This window comes from Streptomyces sp. cmx-4-9, assembly GCF_046548835.1.
GTDB lineage: Bacteria > Actinomycetota > Actinomycetes > Streptomycetales > Streptomycetaceae > Streptomyces.
In genome coordinates this window covers 123,004-138,972 of the sequence record NZ_JAEBEE010000003.1, presented here as the reverse complement: position 1 = coordinate 138,972, position 15,969 = coordinate 123,004, and the positions used below count along the sequence as shown (strand labels likewise).

16 protein-coding genes are annotated in these 15,969 nt (G+C 72.8%); 8 read left to right on the top strand and 8 right to left on the bottom strand.

Annotated elements, in window-relative coordinates; translation table 11 throughout:
- Position 1 precedes the first annotated feature (1 nt).
- Complete coding sequence (locus ACLJTM_RS11540) at positions 2 to 1,390, bottom strand: ArsA family ATPase (protein WP_411103418.1); 1,389 nt, start codon at positions 1,388 to 1,390, stop codon at positions 2 to 4.
- Positions 1,387 to 2,367, bottom strand: a complete 981-nt coding sequence (locus ACLJTM_RS11535) for an ArsA family ATPase (RefSeq protein ID WP_411103417.1) — start codon at positions 2,365 to 2,367, stop codon at positions 1,387 to 1,389. The genes ACLJTM_RS11540 and ACLJTM_RS11535 overlap by 4 nt, the downstream gene beginning before the upstream one ends.
- Before the next feature lie 72 nt (positions 2,368 to 2,439).
- On the opposite strand from ACLJTM_RS11535, the gene ACLJTM_RS11530 reads away from it, so the two are divergent.
- The 5 genes from ACLJTM_RS11530 to ACLJTM_RS11510 all read left to right on the top strand — a co-directional run bounded on the left by ACLJTM_RS11530 (position 2,440) and on the right by ACLJTM_RS11510 (position 5,294).
- On the top strand, positions 2,440 to 2,601 hold the full coding sequence (locus tag ACLJTM_RS11530; RefSeq protein WP_007264966.1) for a DUF4177 domain-containing protein: 162 nt from the start codon (positions 2,440 to 2,442) through the stop codon (positions 2,599 to 2,601).
- Positions 2,598 to 3,071 (top strand): RidA family protein, encoded by a 474-nt coding sequence (locus tag ACLJTM_RS11525; protein ID WP_411103416.1) that lies wholly within the window; start codon positions 2,598 to 2,600, stop codon positions 3,069 to 3,071. Before ACLJTM_RS11530 ends, ACLJTM_RS11525 begins: the two co-directional genes overlap by 4 nt.
- Before the next feature lie 179 nt (positions 3,072 to 3,250).
- Positions 3,251 to 4,150, top strand: coding sequence for an NUDIX hydrolase (locus ACLJTM_RS11520; RefSeq protein WP_411103415.1), 900 nt, complete (start codon positions 3,251 to 3,253; stop codon positions 4,148 to 4,150).
- The gene (locus ACLJTM_RS11515) at positions 4,147 to 4,992 is read left to right on the top strand and encodes an MBL fold metallo-hydrolase (protein WP_411103414.1); all 846 of its coding nucleotides are present in this window, start codon (positions 4,147 to 4,149) and stop codon (positions 4,990 to 4,992) included. The genes ACLJTM_RS11520 and ACLJTM_RS11515 overlap by 4 nt, the downstream gene beginning before the upstream one ends.
- Positions 4,989 to 5,294, top strand: coding sequence for a hypothetical protein (locus ACLJTM_RS11510; protein ID WP_411103413.1), 306 nt, complete (start codon positions 4,989 to 4,991; stop codon positions 5,292 to 5,294). Before ACLJTM_RS11515 ends, ACLJTM_RS11510 begins: the two co-directional genes overlap by 4 nt.
- A gap of 9 nt (positions 5,295 to 5,303) precedes the next feature.
- Here the strand turns inward: ACLJTM_RS11510 and ACLJTM_RS11505 are convergent, their stop codons facing one another.
- Both ACLJTM_RS11505 and ACLJTM_RS11500 read right to left on the bottom strand, forming a co-directional pair.
- Positions 5,304 to 6,119 (bottom strand): nucleotidyltransferase, encoded by an 816-nt coding sequence (locus ACLJTM_RS11505; RefSeq protein WP_411103412.1) that lies wholly within the window; start codon positions 6,117 to 6,119, stop codon positions 5,304 to 5,306.
- A gap of 165 nt (positions 6,120 to 6,284) precedes the next feature.
- Entirely contained in the window at positions 6,285 to 6,959 is a 675-nt protein-coding gene (locus tag ACLJTM_RS11500; protein WP_003981529.1) for a Crp/Fnr family transcriptional regulator, read from the bottom strand.
- A gap of 335 nt (positions 6,960 to 7,294) precedes the next feature.
- Between ACLJTM_RS11500 and nth the strand changes: the two genes are divergently transcribed.
- The 3 genes from nth to ACLJTM_RS11485 all read left to right on the top strand — a co-directional run bounded on the left by nth (position 7,295) and on the right by ACLJTM_RS11485 (position 10,356).
- Positions 7,295 to 8,080, top strand: a complete 786-nt coding sequence (gene nth / locus ACLJTM_RS11495) for an endonuclease III (protein WP_411103411.1) — start codon at positions 7,295 to 7,297, stop codon at positions 8,078 to 8,080.
- A gap of 418 nt (positions 8,081 to 8,498) precedes the next feature.
- On the top strand, positions 8,499 to 9,140 hold the full coding sequence (locus tag ACLJTM_RS11490) for an NUDIX hydrolase (RefSeq protein ID WP_411103783.1): 642 nt from the start codon (positions 8,499 to 8,501) through the stop codon (positions 9,138 to 9,140).
- Positions 9,141 to 9,153: 13 nt separating this feature from the next.
- The gene (locus ACLJTM_RS11485) at positions 9,154 to 10,356 is read left to right on the top strand and encodes a MarP family serine protease (protein WP_411103410.1); all 1,203 of its coding nucleotides are present in this window, start codon (positions 9,154 to 9,156) and stop codon (positions 10,354 to 10,356) included.
- 455 nt (positions 10,357 to 10,811) lie between these two features.
- On the opposite strand, the gene ACLJTM_RS11480 is transcribed toward ACLJTM_RS11485, so the two are convergent.
- From ACLJTM_RS11480 to acs, 4 genes are all read right to left on the bottom strand, one after another.
- On the bottom strand, positions 10,812 to 11,771 hold the full coding sequence (locus ACLJTM_RS11480; protein WP_411103409.1) for an alpha/beta fold hydrolase: 960 nt from the start codon (positions 11,769 to 11,771) through the stop codon (positions 10,812 to 10,814).
- Positions 11,768 to 12,226, bottom strand: a complete 459-nt coding sequence (locus tag ACLJTM_RS11475) for a phage holin family protein (protein ID WP_411103408.1) — start codon at positions 12,224 to 12,226, stop codon at positions 11,768 to 11,770. The genes ACLJTM_RS11480 and ACLJTM_RS11475 overlap by 4 nt, the downstream gene beginning before the upstream one ends.
- A 72-nt stretch (positions 12,227 to 12,298) precedes the next feature.
- Entirely contained in the window at positions 12,299 to 13,759 is a 1,461-nt protein-coding gene (nhaA, locus tag ACLJTM_RS11470; RefSeq protein ID WP_411103407.1) for a Na+/H+ antiporter NhaA, read from the bottom strand.
- Between the two features lie 197 nt (positions 13,760 to 13,956).
- A complete protein-coding gene (gene acs / locus ACLJTM_RS11465; protein WP_411103406.1) occupies positions 13,957 to 15,954 on the bottom strand; it encodes an acetate--CoA ligase in 1,998 nt (665 codons plus the stop codon).
- Between the last annotated feature and the right edge of the window lie 15 nt (positions 15,955 to 15,969).

Here is a 15,969-nt window from a genome sequence, read left to right as displayed (position 1 = left end):
CCTACGCTCCGGCCGGCACCCCGGCCGCGAGTCGCTCTCCGATGGCCCGAAGCCCGGCGAGGTCGTGCACATCGCCGGGCAGGGCGGCCACTTCGGCCACCGCCACTTCGGGGTGCAGTGAGGTGAAGCGGTCGCGTGTGCGCTGTTCACGCGCGATCACCTGCATCCGCTCCACGTGCAGGCGCAGCAAGCCGACCGCGAGGGCATCCACCGCGACTTCGTCCACACCGGTGCCGTCCACACCGCTGCCGTCCACACCGGTCCCGTCCGGCCCGGTCCCGTCCGGCCCGGTGCCGTCCGGTGTGAGCTCGTCCCGCGTGCTGCCGCCCGCGTCGGCCGTGAGGCCTTCGGCGCTGGGGGAGCCGGTCTCGGGAGAGCCCGCGGCCGCGTCACGAAGTCCAGCTTTCCCGGACTCCTGATCGACAATGCCGCCCTCTTCAAGATTCTCTGCGGCGGCCAAGGCCCGCTCTGCGGACAGCTGGTCGGCGCCGCTCCCGTGGACCCGGTTGAGCACCAGGCCCGCCAGCGGCATCCCCTCGGCGGCCAGCCGCTCCACGAAGTACGCCGCCTCCCGCAGGGCGTCCGGCTCGGGCGCCGCGACCACGAGGAAGGCCGTACCGGGAGCCTGGAGGAGCCGGAAGGTGGCGTCGGCGCGGGTGCGGAAGCCGCCGAACATGGTGTCCATCGCGGCCACGAAGGTCTGCACGTCCTTCAGCAGCGAAGCGCCCATCAGCTTGCTGAGGGTGCCCGTCATCATCGACATGCCGACATTGAGGAACTTCATCCCCGCCCGGCCGCCCACCTTCGCCGGAGCCATCAGCACCCGGATGAACTTCCCGTCCAGGAAGGACCCGAGCCGCTTCGGCGCGTCCAGGAAGTCCAGGGCGGACCGGCTCGGCGGGGTGTCGACGATGATCAGGTCCCAGTCGTCCCGGGCCCGCAGCTGCCCCAGCTTCTCCATCGCCATGTACTCCTGCGTGCCCGCGAATCCGGCCGACAGGGACTGGTAGAAGGGGTTGGCCAGGATGGCACGGGCCCGCTCGCCGTCCGCGTGCGCCTCGACGATCTCGTCGAAGGTCCGCTTCATGTCCAGCATCATGGCGTGCAGTTCACCGCCGTCGGCGCCCACGCCCGCCACCTTGCGCGGGGTGTTGTCCAGCGAGTCGATCCCCATCGACTGCGCGAGCCGGCGTGCCGGGTCGATGGTGAGCACCACCGCCTTGCGCCCCCGTTCGGCCGCCCGGACCCCCAGGGCCGCGGCCGTGGTGGTCTTGCCGACCCCGCCCGACCCGCAGCACACGACGATCCGGTTCTGCGGGTCGTCCAGCAGCCGGTCGACCGCCAGCCACGGCGGAGCGTCCAGGCCCACGGTGCCCCCGTCCCCGCTCACGGCGCCACCGCCTGCTTGCGCAGGTCCTTGGCCAGCGCGTACAGCCCGGCCAGGTCCACCCCTGAGCCGAGCAGGGGGAGTTCGTACGTCGGCACCTGAAGCCCCTTCAGTACGGCGCGCTGCGCGCGCTCCAGCTCCACCCGGCCCGCGTGCTCGGCCGCCTGGTCCAGCAGCGGTCCGACCAGCCGCTCGGCCAATCCGCCGCGCCGGGCCCCGCCGAGGCCGGCCCGGGACAGGGCCTTGGCCAGCTCGGTGCGGTGCCCCTCGCCCGCGGAGCGCAGGGTGTCCTCGTCGAGGTGGTGCGGGCGGACCATGTTGATCACGACCCGGCCCACCGGAAGCCCGGCCTCCTGGAGCTCGGCGATGCCGTCCGCGGTCTCCTGGACGGGCATCTCCTCCAGCAGGGTCACGAGGTGGACGGCCGTCTCGGGGGACTTGAGCACCTTCATGACGGCCTGGGCCTGGTGGTGGATCGGCCCGAACCGGGCCAGCCCCGCCACCTCGTCGTTGACGTTCAGGAAGCGGGTGATCCGCCCGGTGGGCGGCGCGTCCATGATCACGTGGTCATAGGCGAACCGGCCCGCCTTGTCCTTGCGCCGCACCGCCTCGCACGCCTTGCCGGTCAGCAGGACGTCCCGCAGGCCCGGCGCGATGGTGGTCGCGAAGTCGATGGCGCCGAGCTTCTTCAGGGCCCGCCCGGCCGAGCCGAGCTTGTAGAACATCTGGAGGTAGTCGAGGAGCGCCCGCTCGGCGTCGATGGCCAGTGCGAAGACCTCGCCCCCGCCCGGCGCGACCGCGATCTTCCGCTCCTCGTAGGGGAGCGCCTCGGCGCCGAAGAGCTGCGCGAGCCCCTGCCTGCCCTCGACCTCCACCAGTAGAGTCCGCCTGCCCTCGCGTGCGAGGGCGAGCGCGAGTGCCGCGGCGACCGTGGTCTTGCCGGTGCCGCCCTTGCCGCTGACCACCTGGAGCCTGCTCACAGCGTCCGAGCCTAACCACTCGGCTCTCGGGACGCGCATGAGCCCCGCACGAGAGGTACTACCCTCGCTCCCATGACCAAGAAGTTCGAATACGCGACGGTCCCCCTGCTGGTCCACGCCACCAAGCAGATCCTGGACACCTGGGGCGAGGACGGCTGGGAGCTCGTCCAGGTCGTGCCCGGCCCGAACAACCCCGAGCAGCTCGTTGCCTACCTCAAGCGGGAGAAGGCATGAGCGGTGTCGTCGAGGCGAAGCTGGCCGAACTCGGCCTGACCCTCCCCGAGGTCGTCCCGCCGCTGGCCGCCTACCAGCCGGCCGTGCGCTCCGGTGCCTACGTGTACACCGCGGGGCAGCTTCCGATGGTCAAGGGCAGCCTGCCGGTCACCGGCAAGGTCGGCGCCGAGGTCTCGGCGGAGCAGGCCAAGGAGCTGGCGGCCACCTGTGCGCTGAACGCGCTGGCCGCCGTCAAGTCGGTGACCGGCGACCTCGACAAGATCGCGCGGATCGTGAAGGTCGTCGGCTTCGTGGCCTCGGCCCCCGACTTCACCGGCCAGCCGGGCGTGCTCAACGGGGCCAGCGAGCTCCTGGGCGCCGTCCTCGGCGAGAAGGGCGTGCACGCCCGCAGCGCGGTCGGCGTGGCGGTCCTGCCGCTGGACGCCCCCGTGGAGGTCGAGATCCAGGTCGAGCTGGTGGCCGGGGCCTGAGGGTCCGTACGGCCCGGTACGGGGCCGGGAGGGCGCACACGCGCCGTCCCGGCCCCGTCGGCTTTCCCGACCCCGCCGGCGGTCCCGGCCTCCTCGGCGGTCCCGGCCCCGTCGGCGTTCCCGGCCCGCGGAACCGGGGGGCCCTCGAACATCGGGCCGGATGGCCGTAGCATCCGGCCATGCCCCATGGTCAGCACGGTCAGCAGCAGCCTCCCGCCGGAGGGCAGTGGTACCCGCCGGAGTGGCCCGACCGGATCCGCGCGCTCGCGGACGGTTTGCTCACCCCGGTGGAGCCCCGGCGCGCCGCCACCGTGATGCTGCTGCGCGACACCTCCGCCGGTCCGGCCGTGCACATGCTGCGCAGGCGGTCCTCCATGGCCTTCGCCGGAGGCGCGTACGCCTATCCCGGCGGCGGGGTCGACCCCCGCGACGCGGAGCACCAGGTGGGGTGGGCCGGGCCCTCCCGGCAGGAGTGGGCCGCGCGGCTCGGCAGTGACCCCGCCGTGGCCCAGGCCATCGTGTGCGGGGCGGTCCGCGAGACCTTCGAGGAGGCGGGCGTGCTGCTCGCCGGTGAGAGCGCCGACACCGTCGTCGGCGACACCACGGGGGACGACTGGGAAGCCGACCGGCAGGCGCTGGTGGCCCGCGAGCTGTCCTTCGCCGAGTTCCTCGACCGCCGCGGTCTGCGGCTGCGCTCCGACCTGCTCGGGGCCTGGGCCCGCTGGATCACCCCGGAGTTCGAGCCGCGCCGCTACGACACCTGGTTCTTCGTGGCCGCGCTCCCCGAGGGCCAGCGCACCCGCAACGCCTCCACCGAAGCGGACCGGACGGTCTGGATCCGCCCGGCCGAGGCGGCCGACGGCTACGACCGGGGCGACCTGCTGATGATGCCCCCCACCATCGCGACCCTGCGCTCCCTGGAGCCGTACGGCAGCGCCGCCGAGGCCCTGACCGCCGCCGCGGCGCAGGACCTCGCGCCGGTGCTGGCCCGCGCCACGCTCAAGGACGGGGAGCTGGTGCTCAGCTGGCCCGGCCACGACGAGTTCACCAAGCGCGTCCGCCCGGGAGGCCCTGCATGACCGACGCCGCCGCACTGCCCGGCCGGCCCCGCGGGGTCGTCACCTCCGGGCCGGCCACCGCCCGCGCGGTCAACGTCCTGGCCCCCAATGCCTCCGCGATGACCCTGGACGGCACCAACACCTGGCTCGTCTCGGAACCCGGCTCCGAGCTGGCCGTGGTCATCGACCCCGGCCCGCTGGACGAGGGGCACCTGAGGGCCGTCGTCGCCGCCGCCGAGCAGGCGGGCAAGCGGATCGCCCTCACCCTGCTCACCCACGGCCACCCGGACCACGCCGAGGGCGCCGGCCGCTTCGCCGAGCTCACCGGGACCCGGGTGCGGGCGCTGGACCCGGCCCTGCGCCTCGGGGACGAGGGCCTGGCCCCCGGGGACGTGGTGCGCACCGGCGGACTGGAGCTGCGGGTCGTGCCGACCCCCGGCCACACCTCCGACTCGCTCTGCTTCCACCTGCCCGCCGACCGGGCCGTGCTGACCGGCGACACGATCCTCGGCCGCGGCACCACCGTCGTCGCGCACCCCGACGGGCGCCTCGGGGACTACCTGGACTCGCTGCGCCGGCTGCGCTCCCTCACCGTCGACGACGGGGTGCACACGGTGCTGCCGGGCCACGGGCCGGTCCTGGAGGACGCGCAGGGGGCCGTCGAGTTCTACCTGGCACACCGCGCGCACCGCCTCGCGCAGGTGGAGACCGCCGTGGAGAACGGCTTCGCCACCCCCGAGGCCGTGGTCGCGCAGGTCTACAAGGACGTGGACCGCTCCTTGTGGCCGGCCGCGGAATGGTCCGTTCGGGCGCAGCTCGAGTACCTTCAAGATCACGGACTGATTCCGGGAGGACCCGAGTGAACACGTTGTTCCTGCTGCTCGCCCTGATCGCCACAGCCGGCTGGATCACCTCCGCGGTCGTGCTGCGGATGAAGGCCCTCGACCAGCGGGCCGCCCGGCTGGAGCGCCGCCTCGGGCTGGTGCTGGCGCACTTCGGTATCGAGGAGCCGGAGCACCCGGTGGCCGGGGAGGTGCGGGCCCTGCTCCGCGAGGGCCGCACGGTCGGGGCCGTCAAGGCCTACCGCCAGGCCACCGGCGCGAGCCTGCCGGAGGCCAAGCAGGCCGTGGACGCCATCGAGGCCGCCTCGGCCCGGGTGGGTTGACCCGCAGGGTCACCGCCATGGGCCGCCGCGCGGTGACTTCACGCCGTGCCGGGCCTCGTACTCCGCCGCCAGCCACGGTCCGAGGTCCTCGGTGAACCCCCGCAGCACCTCCGGGTCGGCGACCGGGTCCAGGGCCACCCGGGCGGCCGCCCGCATCTGTGCGGCGCGCTGCGGGTAGTACCGCCCGAAGACCGCTGCGGACTCGGCGAGGTCGCTGGTCCAGCCGCCCCAGAGCGGCATCACCAGCGTGAACCCGGTGCGGACCAGGTGCCGGGCGGTCCCCCGGTTCAGCCGGCGGTACTCCCGGGGCGTCGAGGCCTCGCCGGCCCGGGCGCGCACCCGGGGGAGCAGGCGGGCCAGGTCGCCGTTGCTCTCGCGGGCGAGCAGGCTGTCCGGCCGGTAGCGGGGCAGGTGCTCCGCCAGGTCGGCGCCGAGCAGCGGGGTGCACAGGCAGGCGAGGAACCAGCCCAGGTCGTGCCGCTCCTCCTCGCTCAGCAGCGTCTCCTTGCCGTACAGCAGGATGCCGGCCCCGTCGATCTGCGCGAAGTCCTCGTCGAGCCCGTCCGCCAGCACCTCGGCGGCGTCACGGTCCTCCCCGGTGGGGGCGCGGTGCAGGGCGAGCAGGAGGTCCAGGTCGGAGCGCCCGGGCCGGGCGCTCCCGCGCGGCACCGAGCCGTACAGGTACGCGCTGTGCAGCCGGGCACCGTACGCCTGCGCGATCCGCTCCCGCGCCGCCGCGACCACGCCGGCGAACTCCCCCTGGACCCGCCCGAGGGAACCCTCCCGCTCGATGTACCCGTCCGCGTCCAGCCCCTTGCGCTCCATGGGCCCTACTGTGCCCCGCCCGCGGCGCCGGACGGCAGGGGAGCCGCCGTCCGGGAGGTGAGCCGTGTGCGGGCCGTACGGGGCCTGCGGCCGCCGGGGGCCGCGCGGACGCACGAGGGGGTCCTGCCCGACCTGCGGCAGGACCCCCTCGCGGCGGACCGGGTGTCAGCGGGAGCGCTTCGCCAGCCGCTCCACGTCCAGCAGGATGACCGCGCGGGCCTCCAGGCGGAGCCAGCCGCGGCCCGCGAAGTCGGCCAGGGCCTTGTTCACCGTCTCGCGGGAGGCGCCGACGAGCTGCGCGAGCTCCTCCTGCGTCAGGTCGTGCACCACGTGGATGCCCTCCTCCGACTGCACGCCGAAGCGGCGCGACAGGTCGAGGAGCGCCCGGGCCACGCGGCCGGGGACATCGGAGAAGACCAGGTCGGACATCTGGTCGTTGGTCTTGCGCAGGCGCCGGGCGACGGCGCGCAGCAGCGCGGTCGCGACCTCGGGCCGGGCGTTGAGCCACGGCTGCAGGTCCCCGTGCCCGAGCCCGAGGAGCTTGACCTCGGTCAGGGCGGTGGCGGTGGCGGTGCGCGGGCCCGGGTCGAAGAGCGACAGCTCGCCGATCAGCTCGCCGGGGCCGAGGACGGCGAGCATGTTCTCGCGGCCGTCGGGGGAGGTGCGGTGCAGCTTCACCTTGCCCTCGGTGACCACGTAGAGCCGGTCACCGGGGTCGCCCTCGTGGAACAGGGCGTCACCGCGTGCGAGGGTCACCTCGCCCATGGAGGCGCGGAGCTCCGCGGCCTGCTCGTCATCGAGCGCCGCGAAGAGCGGGGCGCGCCGCAGAACGTCGTCCACGAGTCTCTCTCCTATGTCGACCAGCTCAGGGGACCGTGCTCCCCGTCATTTTGCCGGACGGCGAAAACAGTGCGATCAATCACAAGGATGCCGGACGTACGGGTGTGCTGTGCGGCAGGAGGCCAATCGGAGTGGTGTTACCTGAGGTCCGGGCGGGTGTCACCGGCCGGCCTTAGGCTGGCCGGGTGTCCAATAAGCCGGTGAGAGCACAGGCCAAGGGGTCCGCGGGAGTGACGGCACCCCTCGATTCAGCCGTGGGCGAACAAGCCCCTGCGAAGAGGTCCAGGAAGGCCGCGCCCCCTTCCGAAGGTAAAGTTTCGGCCAAGAAGGCGACGGTGCCGAAGCAGGAATCCCGTCTGGCCATGGTGCGAAGGGCCCGCCGCATCAACCGTGAGCTGGCCGATATCTATCCGTACGCCCATCCGGAGCTGGACTTCCGCAATCCCTTCGAGCTGCTGGTGGCGACCGTGCTGTCCGCGCAGACCACCGACCTGCGCGTGAACCAGACCACCCCGGCCCTGTTCGCCGCCTATCCGACGCCCGAGGACATGGCCGCGGCGGCCCCCGAGGACCTGGAGGAGATCATCCGGCCGACCGGGTTCTTCCGGGCGAAGTCCAAGTCCCTGCTGGGCCTCTCGCAGGCGCTGCGGGACCGGTTCGACGGGGAGGTGCCGGGCCGCCTCGAAGACCTGGTCAGCCTGCCCGGCGTCGGCCGCAAGACGGCCAATGTCGTCCTCGGCAACGCCTTCGGGGTCCCGGGCATCACCGTGGACACCCACTTCGGCCGGCTGGTCCGCCGCTGGAAGTGGACCGCGCAGGAGGACCCGGAGAAGGTCGAGGCGGAGATCTGCGCGATCTTCCCGAGCAGCGAGTGGACGATGCTCTCGCACCGCGTCGTCTTCCACGGCCGCCGCATCTGCCATGCCCGCAAGCCGGCCTGCGGCGCCTGCCCGATCGCCCCGCTCTGCCCGGCGTACGGGGAGGGCGAGACCGACCCGGAGAAGGCGCGCAAGCTGCTGAAGTACGAGAAGGGCGGTCAGCCCGGCCAGCGGCTGAGCCCGCCGGCCGACTACCCGGGTCTTCCGGCGGCGCCGCTGGGCGGACCGCAGGCACGGCCGTAGGAACGAATCGGTACCCGGGCCGCGTTGGTGGTGCGGGGGAACACGGACAGGGGTGCCCATGACTGGGGCGACGCAGAACAGCCCGGTGGCCGACGCGGACGCGCATGACGCGGGCCGGCAGCATGCGGACGGACGGGACCCGGACGGGCAGGAAGCGGTCCCGCCCGGCGCCCGCCCGCAGCAGGCCGGCGCCGGCTCGCAACCGGTCGGCGCCCGCCCGCAGCCGGTCGGCGCCCGCCAGCAGCAGGCCGGCAGGCACCCGCAACGAGCCGGCGGGCACCCGCAGCAGGCCGGCGGGCATCCGCAGCAGGCCGGCGGGCACCCGCAGCAGGCCGGCGGGCACCCGCAGCCCCGTGCGCAGGCCCCCGGAGCCCCGCGGGCGGGTGCACGCGGCAGCACCGCCGTCAGCACGCAGGGCCTGCCCGAGTGGCTCGGCCCGGTCGTGGAGGCGGTCCGCACCGTCCGCCCGACCCAGCTCAGCCGCTTCCTGCCGCCGGAGGACGGCCGGGGGCGCCAGTCCGCCGTGCTCATCCTCTTCGGCGAGGGCCCCCGCGGCCCGGAGCTGCTGCTGATGGAGCGGGCCGGCAGCCTCCGCTCGCACGCCGGCCAGCCCTCCTTCCCCGGCGGCGCCCTCGACCCCGAGGACGGCGACCCGCAGACCACCGGCCCGCTGCGCGCCGCGCTGCGCGAGGCCGAGGAGGAGACCGGGCTGGACCCCGCGGGCGTCCAGCTCTTCGGGGTGCTGCCCCGCCTCTACATCCCGGTCAGCGAGTTCGTGGTGACCCCGGTGCTCGGCTGGTGGCGGACCCCGAGCCCGGTCGGCGCCATGGACCCGGCCGAGACGGCCCGCGTCTTCACGGTGCCCGTGGCCGATCTCACGGACCCCGCGCACCGGGTCACGGCGATCCACCCGAGTGGCCACCACGGCCCTGCCTTCACGGTCGCATCGGCCCTGGTCTGGGGATTCACCGCCGGAGTGATCGACCGGCTGCTGCACTTCGCGGGCTGGGAGCAGCCATGGGACCGCTCCCGGCAGGTCCCGCTCGACTGGCGCTCGTGAGACGGTGGCCCACGTGAACGTGCTGGACATCTTGTTGCTGCTCGCCGCCGTATGGTTCGCGATCGTCGGCTACCGCCAGGGCTTCGTCGTCGGCATCCTGTCGGTGATCGGCTTCCTCGGCGGCGGCCTCGTCGCCGTGTCCGTGATCCCGCTGATCTGGGACCGGGTGACGGACAACGGGGAGCAGGCGTCCTCCACGGTCGTCGTCATCGCCGTCGTAGTGATCATCATCTGCGCATCGATCGGCCAGGCCCTCACCACCCACCTGGGCGGCAGGCTCCGCCGCCACATCACCTGGTCGCCGGCCCGCGCCCTCGACGCCACCGGCGGCGCCCTGGTCAATGTGATCGCCATGCTCCTGGTGGCCTGGCTGATCGGGTCGATGCTCGCCTGGACCTCACTGCCCACGCTGGGCAAGGAGGTGCGCAACTCCAAGGTGCTGCTCGGCGTGTCGCGGGTGCTGCCCGCCCAGTCGAACACCTGGTTCTCCGACTTCAGCTCCACCCTCGCCCGCAGCGGCTTCCCGCCGGTGTTCAACCCGTTCGCCAACGAGCCCATCACCGAGGTGAAGGCGCCCGATCCGGCGCTCGCCGCCAGCCCGGTCAGCGACCAGGCCAAACGCTCGATCGTGAAGGTCGTCGGTACGGCGCCGAGTTGCAGCAAGGTGCTGGAGGGCACCGGCTTCGTCTTCGCGCCCGGCAAGGTGATGACCAACGCGCATGTGGTCGGCGGGGTCGGCGAGCCGACCGTGCAGGTCGGCGGCGAGGGCAAGCTGTACGACGGCAAGGTCGTGCTCTACGACTGGGAGCGCGACATCGCCGTCCTGGACGTGCCCAAGCTGAAGGCGGAGCCCCTGCAGTTCGCCGACAAGGACGCGTCGAGCGGCAGCGACGCGATCGTCGCGGGCTTCCCGGAGAACGGCGCGTACGACGTCCGCGCGGCCCGGGTGCGCGGACGGATCAATGCCAACGGGCCGGACATCTACCACCGGAGCACCGTGCGCCGGGACGTCTACTCGCTGTACGCGACGGTCCGCCAGGGCAACTCGGGCGGTCCGCTGCTGACGCCCGACGGCAAGGTCTACGGGGTCGTGTTCGCGAAGTCCCTGGACGACCCGAACACCGGCTACGCCCTCACCGTGGACGAGATCCGCGACGACATCCGGATCGGGAAGACCGCCGACCGCCGGGTCGACAGCCAGGGCTGCGCCCTCTGATCCGTGCGTCCTGATCCGTGCGTCCTGATCCGTGCGTCCGGGCCGGTGCGCCGTCCTGACGGGTGCGCCGCGCGGTCCCGGTGACGTACGGGCCGCGGAGCCCGTACGTCCGGGGAAGGGGCGGCCTACGTCCGAGGATGGCGCAGGCGCGCCGAGACCCAGCGGGCCCGGCGCCGCAGGATGCGGGAGATCCCGAGTCGGGGGTCGTGGGCGGGCCGCCGGCCCGTCCTCTCGTGGGTGCCCGCGGAAGCCGCCGGGCGGTGTTCGTGTGCGGTGTCACCGTAGTCGTGCGTCCAGCTCATACTCCGAGCTGTGCCCGGGCCCCAAGGTCGGTAACCCCGTACAGGGCGGCCAATTGGCCTATGCGCCGGGCAATTGAATGTTTGTCATAGGGACGTATGCGGCGACCTGGTGGTCCGTCAGGCGCTGCCCCGTGCGCGGACGGCGCCGGCTGATCACCGGTCCGGCTCGGGGTCCTTCAGCCAGTTCACCAGCTCGGTGGAGAAGGCAGCCGGGTCCTCCTCGTGCGGAAAATGCCCGAGCCCGTCGAACAGCCGCCAGCGGTACGGGGCTTCGACGTACTCGCCGGAGCCCGCGGCACTGCGCGTACGCATCACGGGATCGAGGGAGCCGTGCAGGTGCAGCGTCGGGACGCGCACCGGCCGCTTCATCCGCCGGTTGAACTGGAGCCCGTCGGGCCGGGCCATGGAGCGCATCATCCAGCGGTACGGCTCCACCGAGCAGTGCGCGGTCGACGGGATGCACATCGCCCGCTGGTACACGCCCAGGTCCTCGTCCTCGGGCAGTCGCGGCCCCGACCAGTCCCTGATCAGCTGCCCGACCATCGCCCCGCCGTCGGCGACGAGCTGCCGCTCGGGGACGAACGGCCGCTGGAAGCCCCAGATGTGCGAACTCGCCCGCGTCTGGCCGAAGTCCGAGAGCATCGCCGAGCGCCACCGGCGCGGGTGCGGCATCGAGGAGACGACGAGCCGGCGCACCAGCTTGGGCCGCATCACGGCCGCCGTCCACGCCAGGTACCCGCCCAGGTCGTGCCCGACCAGGGCGGCGTCCGGCTCGCCGAGGGACCGTACGACGCCGGTGATGTCCAGGGCCAGGTTGGCCGGGTCGTAGCCGCGCGGGGTGCGGTCGCTGCCGCCCACCCCGCGCAGGTCCATCGCGACGGCCCGGTAGCCCGCGTCGGCGAGGGCGGTCAGCTGGTGCCGCCACGTCCACCAGAACTGCGGGAACCCGTGCAGGAGGAGGACCAGCGGCCCGTCGCCTACCTCGGCGACGTGGAAGCGCGCGCCGTTGGCCGCCACGTCCCGGTGGGTGACCGCGCGGCCGCCGGGGAGGTCGAGCCGTACCGCCGAGGCCGCAGTGGGGGGAGTGCTGGGATCCGGCGTGGGCGCTGTCATGAGGACGAGCGTGCCACACCCAGGGCCTTGTCACTCACCGGCCGCGGATGCGGCTTGACGGTCCCGACGAGGGCCGCGGTCTGCTTGACCGAGGCGATGGACTTCTCCGGCGGCTTCACCTTCTTGAACTTGGACACCGCGATCAGCGCCAGCAGGCCCGCGAGCAGCAGGAACGCCACGCCTACGATCAGGAAGGACCAGGCGAGGCCGAGCCCGAGGTTGTGGATCCCGTACGCCGCGGCGAAGCTCAGCACCGGCAGCGAGAAGAGGGCGAACACTCCTGCGACGCTGACCGCGGCGCCGCCGATGCCCGCCCGCTTGACGTCCTGGCGGATCTCCGCCTTGGCGAGGGCGATCTCGTCGTGCACCAGGGCGGACATCTCGGCGGTGGCCGAGGCGACCAGCTGGCCCAGTGTGCGCTCGGCTCCCTGCGCCCCTTGGTCCACTGCGCTCATCGCTCTCTCCCTCTGTCGTCGGCTGCCGACTGCGGTCGTCCGCCGTCGGCGGCGGCTGCGCCGTCAGTCAGATCATGCCGGACGACCGGCGCCGCCGCTGGACCCGGCCGACGCTTCGGCCGCGGCGTCCGCCGCCGCGGAGGCCCTGCGGCGGTGCTCCGCGGCCCGGGCCTCGTGGATCCGGGCCATCCGGAGGTGGTACTCCGGGTCGTGCTCCTCGTAGATGTCCGGGATGCCGTCGTCGTCCTCGTCCCGGTCCTCCGCATCGGTGAGCGCCCTGTACCTGCGGTTGCGCAGCTTGAGGAGGACGGCCGCGAGCAGGGCGGCGATGAGGGAGCCGATCAGGACGGCGGCCTTCACCTCGTCGGTGAGGGCCGGATCGCCGGCGAAGGCCAGTTCGCCGATCAGGAGGGAGACGGTGAAGCCGATGCCCGCGAGGGTGGCCACGGCGAAGACGTCGGGCCAGGCGAGGTCCTCGCCCAGCTCCGCCCGGGTGAAGCGGGCGGCGAGCCAGGTGCCGCCGAAGATGCCCACGGTCTTGCCCACGACCAGGCCTAGGACCACGCCGAGGGTCTCGGGCCGGGTGAAGACCTGCGCGATGGCCTCGTCGGAGAGGGAGACCCCCGCGGCGAAGAGGGCGAAGAGGGGCACGGCCAGACCCGCGGACACGGGCCGCACCAGGTGCTCGATGTGCTCCCCGGGGGACTGCGCCTCGCCCTCCCTGCGGGTGCAGCGCAGCATCAGGCCCATGGCCACGCCGGCGATGGTGGCGTGGACCCCGCTGTTGTACATCAGGCCCCAGATGACCAGGGCCAGCGGCAGGTACACGTACCAGCCGCGGACGTTGCGGCGGAGCAGGAACCAGAAGAGGACCAGCCCGGCGAAGGCGCCGCCGAGAGCCGCGACGTTGATGTCGCTGGTGAAGAACACCGCGATGATCATGATCGCGAAGAGGTCGTCGACGACGGCGAGGGTCAGCAGGAAGGCGCGCAGCGCGGAGGGCAGCGAGGTGCCGATGACGGCGAGGACGGCGAGGGCGAAGGCGATGTCGGTGGCGGTCGGCACCGCCCAGCCGTCCATCGAACCGCCGCCGGCGGTGTTGACGAGTACGTAGACCAGTGCGGGTACGGCCATGCCGCAGAGGGCGGCGATCACCGGCAGGGCGGCTGCCTTGGGGTCGCGCAGGTCGCCCGCGACGAGTTCGCGCTTGAGCTCGACGCCCGCGACGAAGAAGAAGACGGCGAGCAGGCCGTCGGCCGCCCAGTGCTGGAGCGAGAGGTCCAGGCCGAGGGAGGAGGGGCCCAGGTGGAAGGAACGGACGCTGTCGTAGCTGCCGGAGATCCCGGGGATGTTCGCCCACAGCAGGGCGGCGACCGCGGCCGCCAGCAGGAGTACGCCGCCGACGGTCTCGGTGCGCAGCGCGTCGGCGACGAAACGGCGTTCCGGCCAGGTGAGCCGGCCGAGCAGCGTGCGGCGCTGGGGTTCGGTGGGGGTGGGCGGGACCACGGGGGACCTCCGGTTGGTCGACGGCATGACACATGCAGTTGCCGACCAGACTTCCCGGCGCACCCTGTGGACGTTCTTGACGTTTTTCGTATTTTACAGCTGTCGCGAGGGGCGAGGGCGTATCCGGCGATCATCACTTTAAGTGCGAAAAGGGCATCCGGCGCGTCGCGCCGGATGCCCCTGTGCCCTCGTCCGTGCGGCGGACCGGTGCACGGACGACGGGATCAGTCCTCGCTGCCCGCCGCGGGGAGCCGGCTCTGGATCAGGTCCATGACCGAGGAGTCGGCGAGCGTGGTGACGTCGCCGACCGCGCGGTTCTCGGCCACGTCGCGCAGCAGACGGCGCATGATCTTGCCCGAGCGGGTCTTCGGCAGCTCCTGCACCGGCAGGATCCGCTTCGGCTTGGCGATCGGGCCGAGCGTGGCACCGACGTGGTTGCGGAGTTCCGCGACGAGGGTGTCGGTCTCGGAGGCGCTGCCGCGCAGGATGACGAAGGCGACGATGGCCTGGCCGGTGGTCTCGTCGGCGGCGCCGACCACGGCCGCCTCGGCGACCGAGGGGTGCGAGACGAGCGCCGACTCGACTTCGGTGGTGGAGATGTTGTGGCCGGAGACGAGCATGACGTCGTCGACGCGGCCGAGGAGCCAGATGTCGCCGTCCTCGTCCTTCTTGGCGCCGTCGCCCGCGAAGTACCGGCCCTCGAAGCGCGACCAGTAGGTGTCGATGAACCGCTGGTCGTCGCCCCAGATGGTGCGCAGCATGGAGGGCCACGGCTCGGTGAGGACGAGGTAGCCGCCTCCGCCGTGGGGGACCTCGTTCGCCTCGTCGTCCACGACGGTGGCGCAGATCCCGGGCAGGGCGCGCTGGGCGGAGCCGGGCTTGGTGGCGGTGACGCCGGGCAGCGGGGAGATCATCATGGCGCCGGTCTCGGTCTGCCACCAGGTGTCCACGATCGGGCAGCGGTCGCCGCCGATGTGCTTGCGGTACCAGATCCAGGCCTCGGGGTTGATCGGCTCGCCGACCGATCCCAGCACGCGCAGGCTGGTGAGGTCGAACTTCGCGGGGATGTCGTCGCCCCACTTCATGAACGTGCGGATCGCGGTGGGTGCCGTGTAGAGGATGGTGACGCCGTACTTCTGCACGACCTCCCAGAACCGGCCCTGGTGCGGGGTGTCGGGGGTGCCCTCGTACATGACCTGGGTGGCGCCGTTGGCGAGCGGCCCGTAGACGATGTAGGAGTGCCCGGTCACCCAGCCGATGTCGGCGGTGCACCAGTAGACATCGGTCTCCGGCTTCAGGTCGAAGACCGCGTGGTGGGTGTACGCGGCCTGCGTCAGGTAGCCGCCCGAGGTGTGCAGGATGCCCTTGGGCTTACCCGTGGTCCCCGAGGTGTAGAGGATGAACAGCGGGTGCTCGGCGTCGAAGGCCTGCGGGGTGTGCTCGGCGGACTGGCGCCCGACGATCTCGTGCCACCAGACGTCGCGGCCCTCGGTGAACGCGGTGTCCTGGCCGGTGCGGCGGACCACGAGCACGTGCTCGACCTGCGGGCACTTGCCGACGGCCTCGTCGATGGCGGGCTTGAGCGCGCTCGGCTTGCCGCGGCGGTAGCCGCCGTCGGCGGTGATGACCAGCTTGGCGTCGGCGTCCTGGATGCGGGAGGCGACGGCGTCGGCGGAGAAGCCGCCGAAGACCACGGAGTGCGCGGCGCCGACGCGGGCGCACGCCAGCATCGCGACGACCGCCTCGGGGATCATCGGCAGGTAGACGGCGACGCGGTCGCCGGCCTGTACGCCCAGCTCGGTCAGGGCGTTCGCGGCCCTGGAGACCTCGTCCTTGAGCTCGGCGTAGGTGATCGAGCGGCTGTCGCCGGGCTCGCCCTCGAAGTGGAGGGCGACGCGGTCGCCGTTGCCGGCCTCGACGTGCCGGTCCACGCAGTTGTACGCGACGTTCAGCGTGCCGTCCGCGAACCACTTCGCGAAGGGCGGGTTCGTCCAGTCGAGCGTTTCGGTGGGCTCGGTCTCCCAGGTCAGCCGCCGGGCCTGCTCGGCCCAGAAGCCCAGCCGGTCCGCGTCGGCCCGTGTGTACGCCGCCTCTGTGACGTTGGCAGCGGCGGCCAGATCGGCAGGCGGTGCGAACCGCCGCTCCTCCTTGAGCAGATTGGCCAGGCTCTCATTGCTCACGACATCTCCCTTTCCCAGGGTGTCCGTTGTGTCCCCGGGCATAGCTCATCAGTCAGC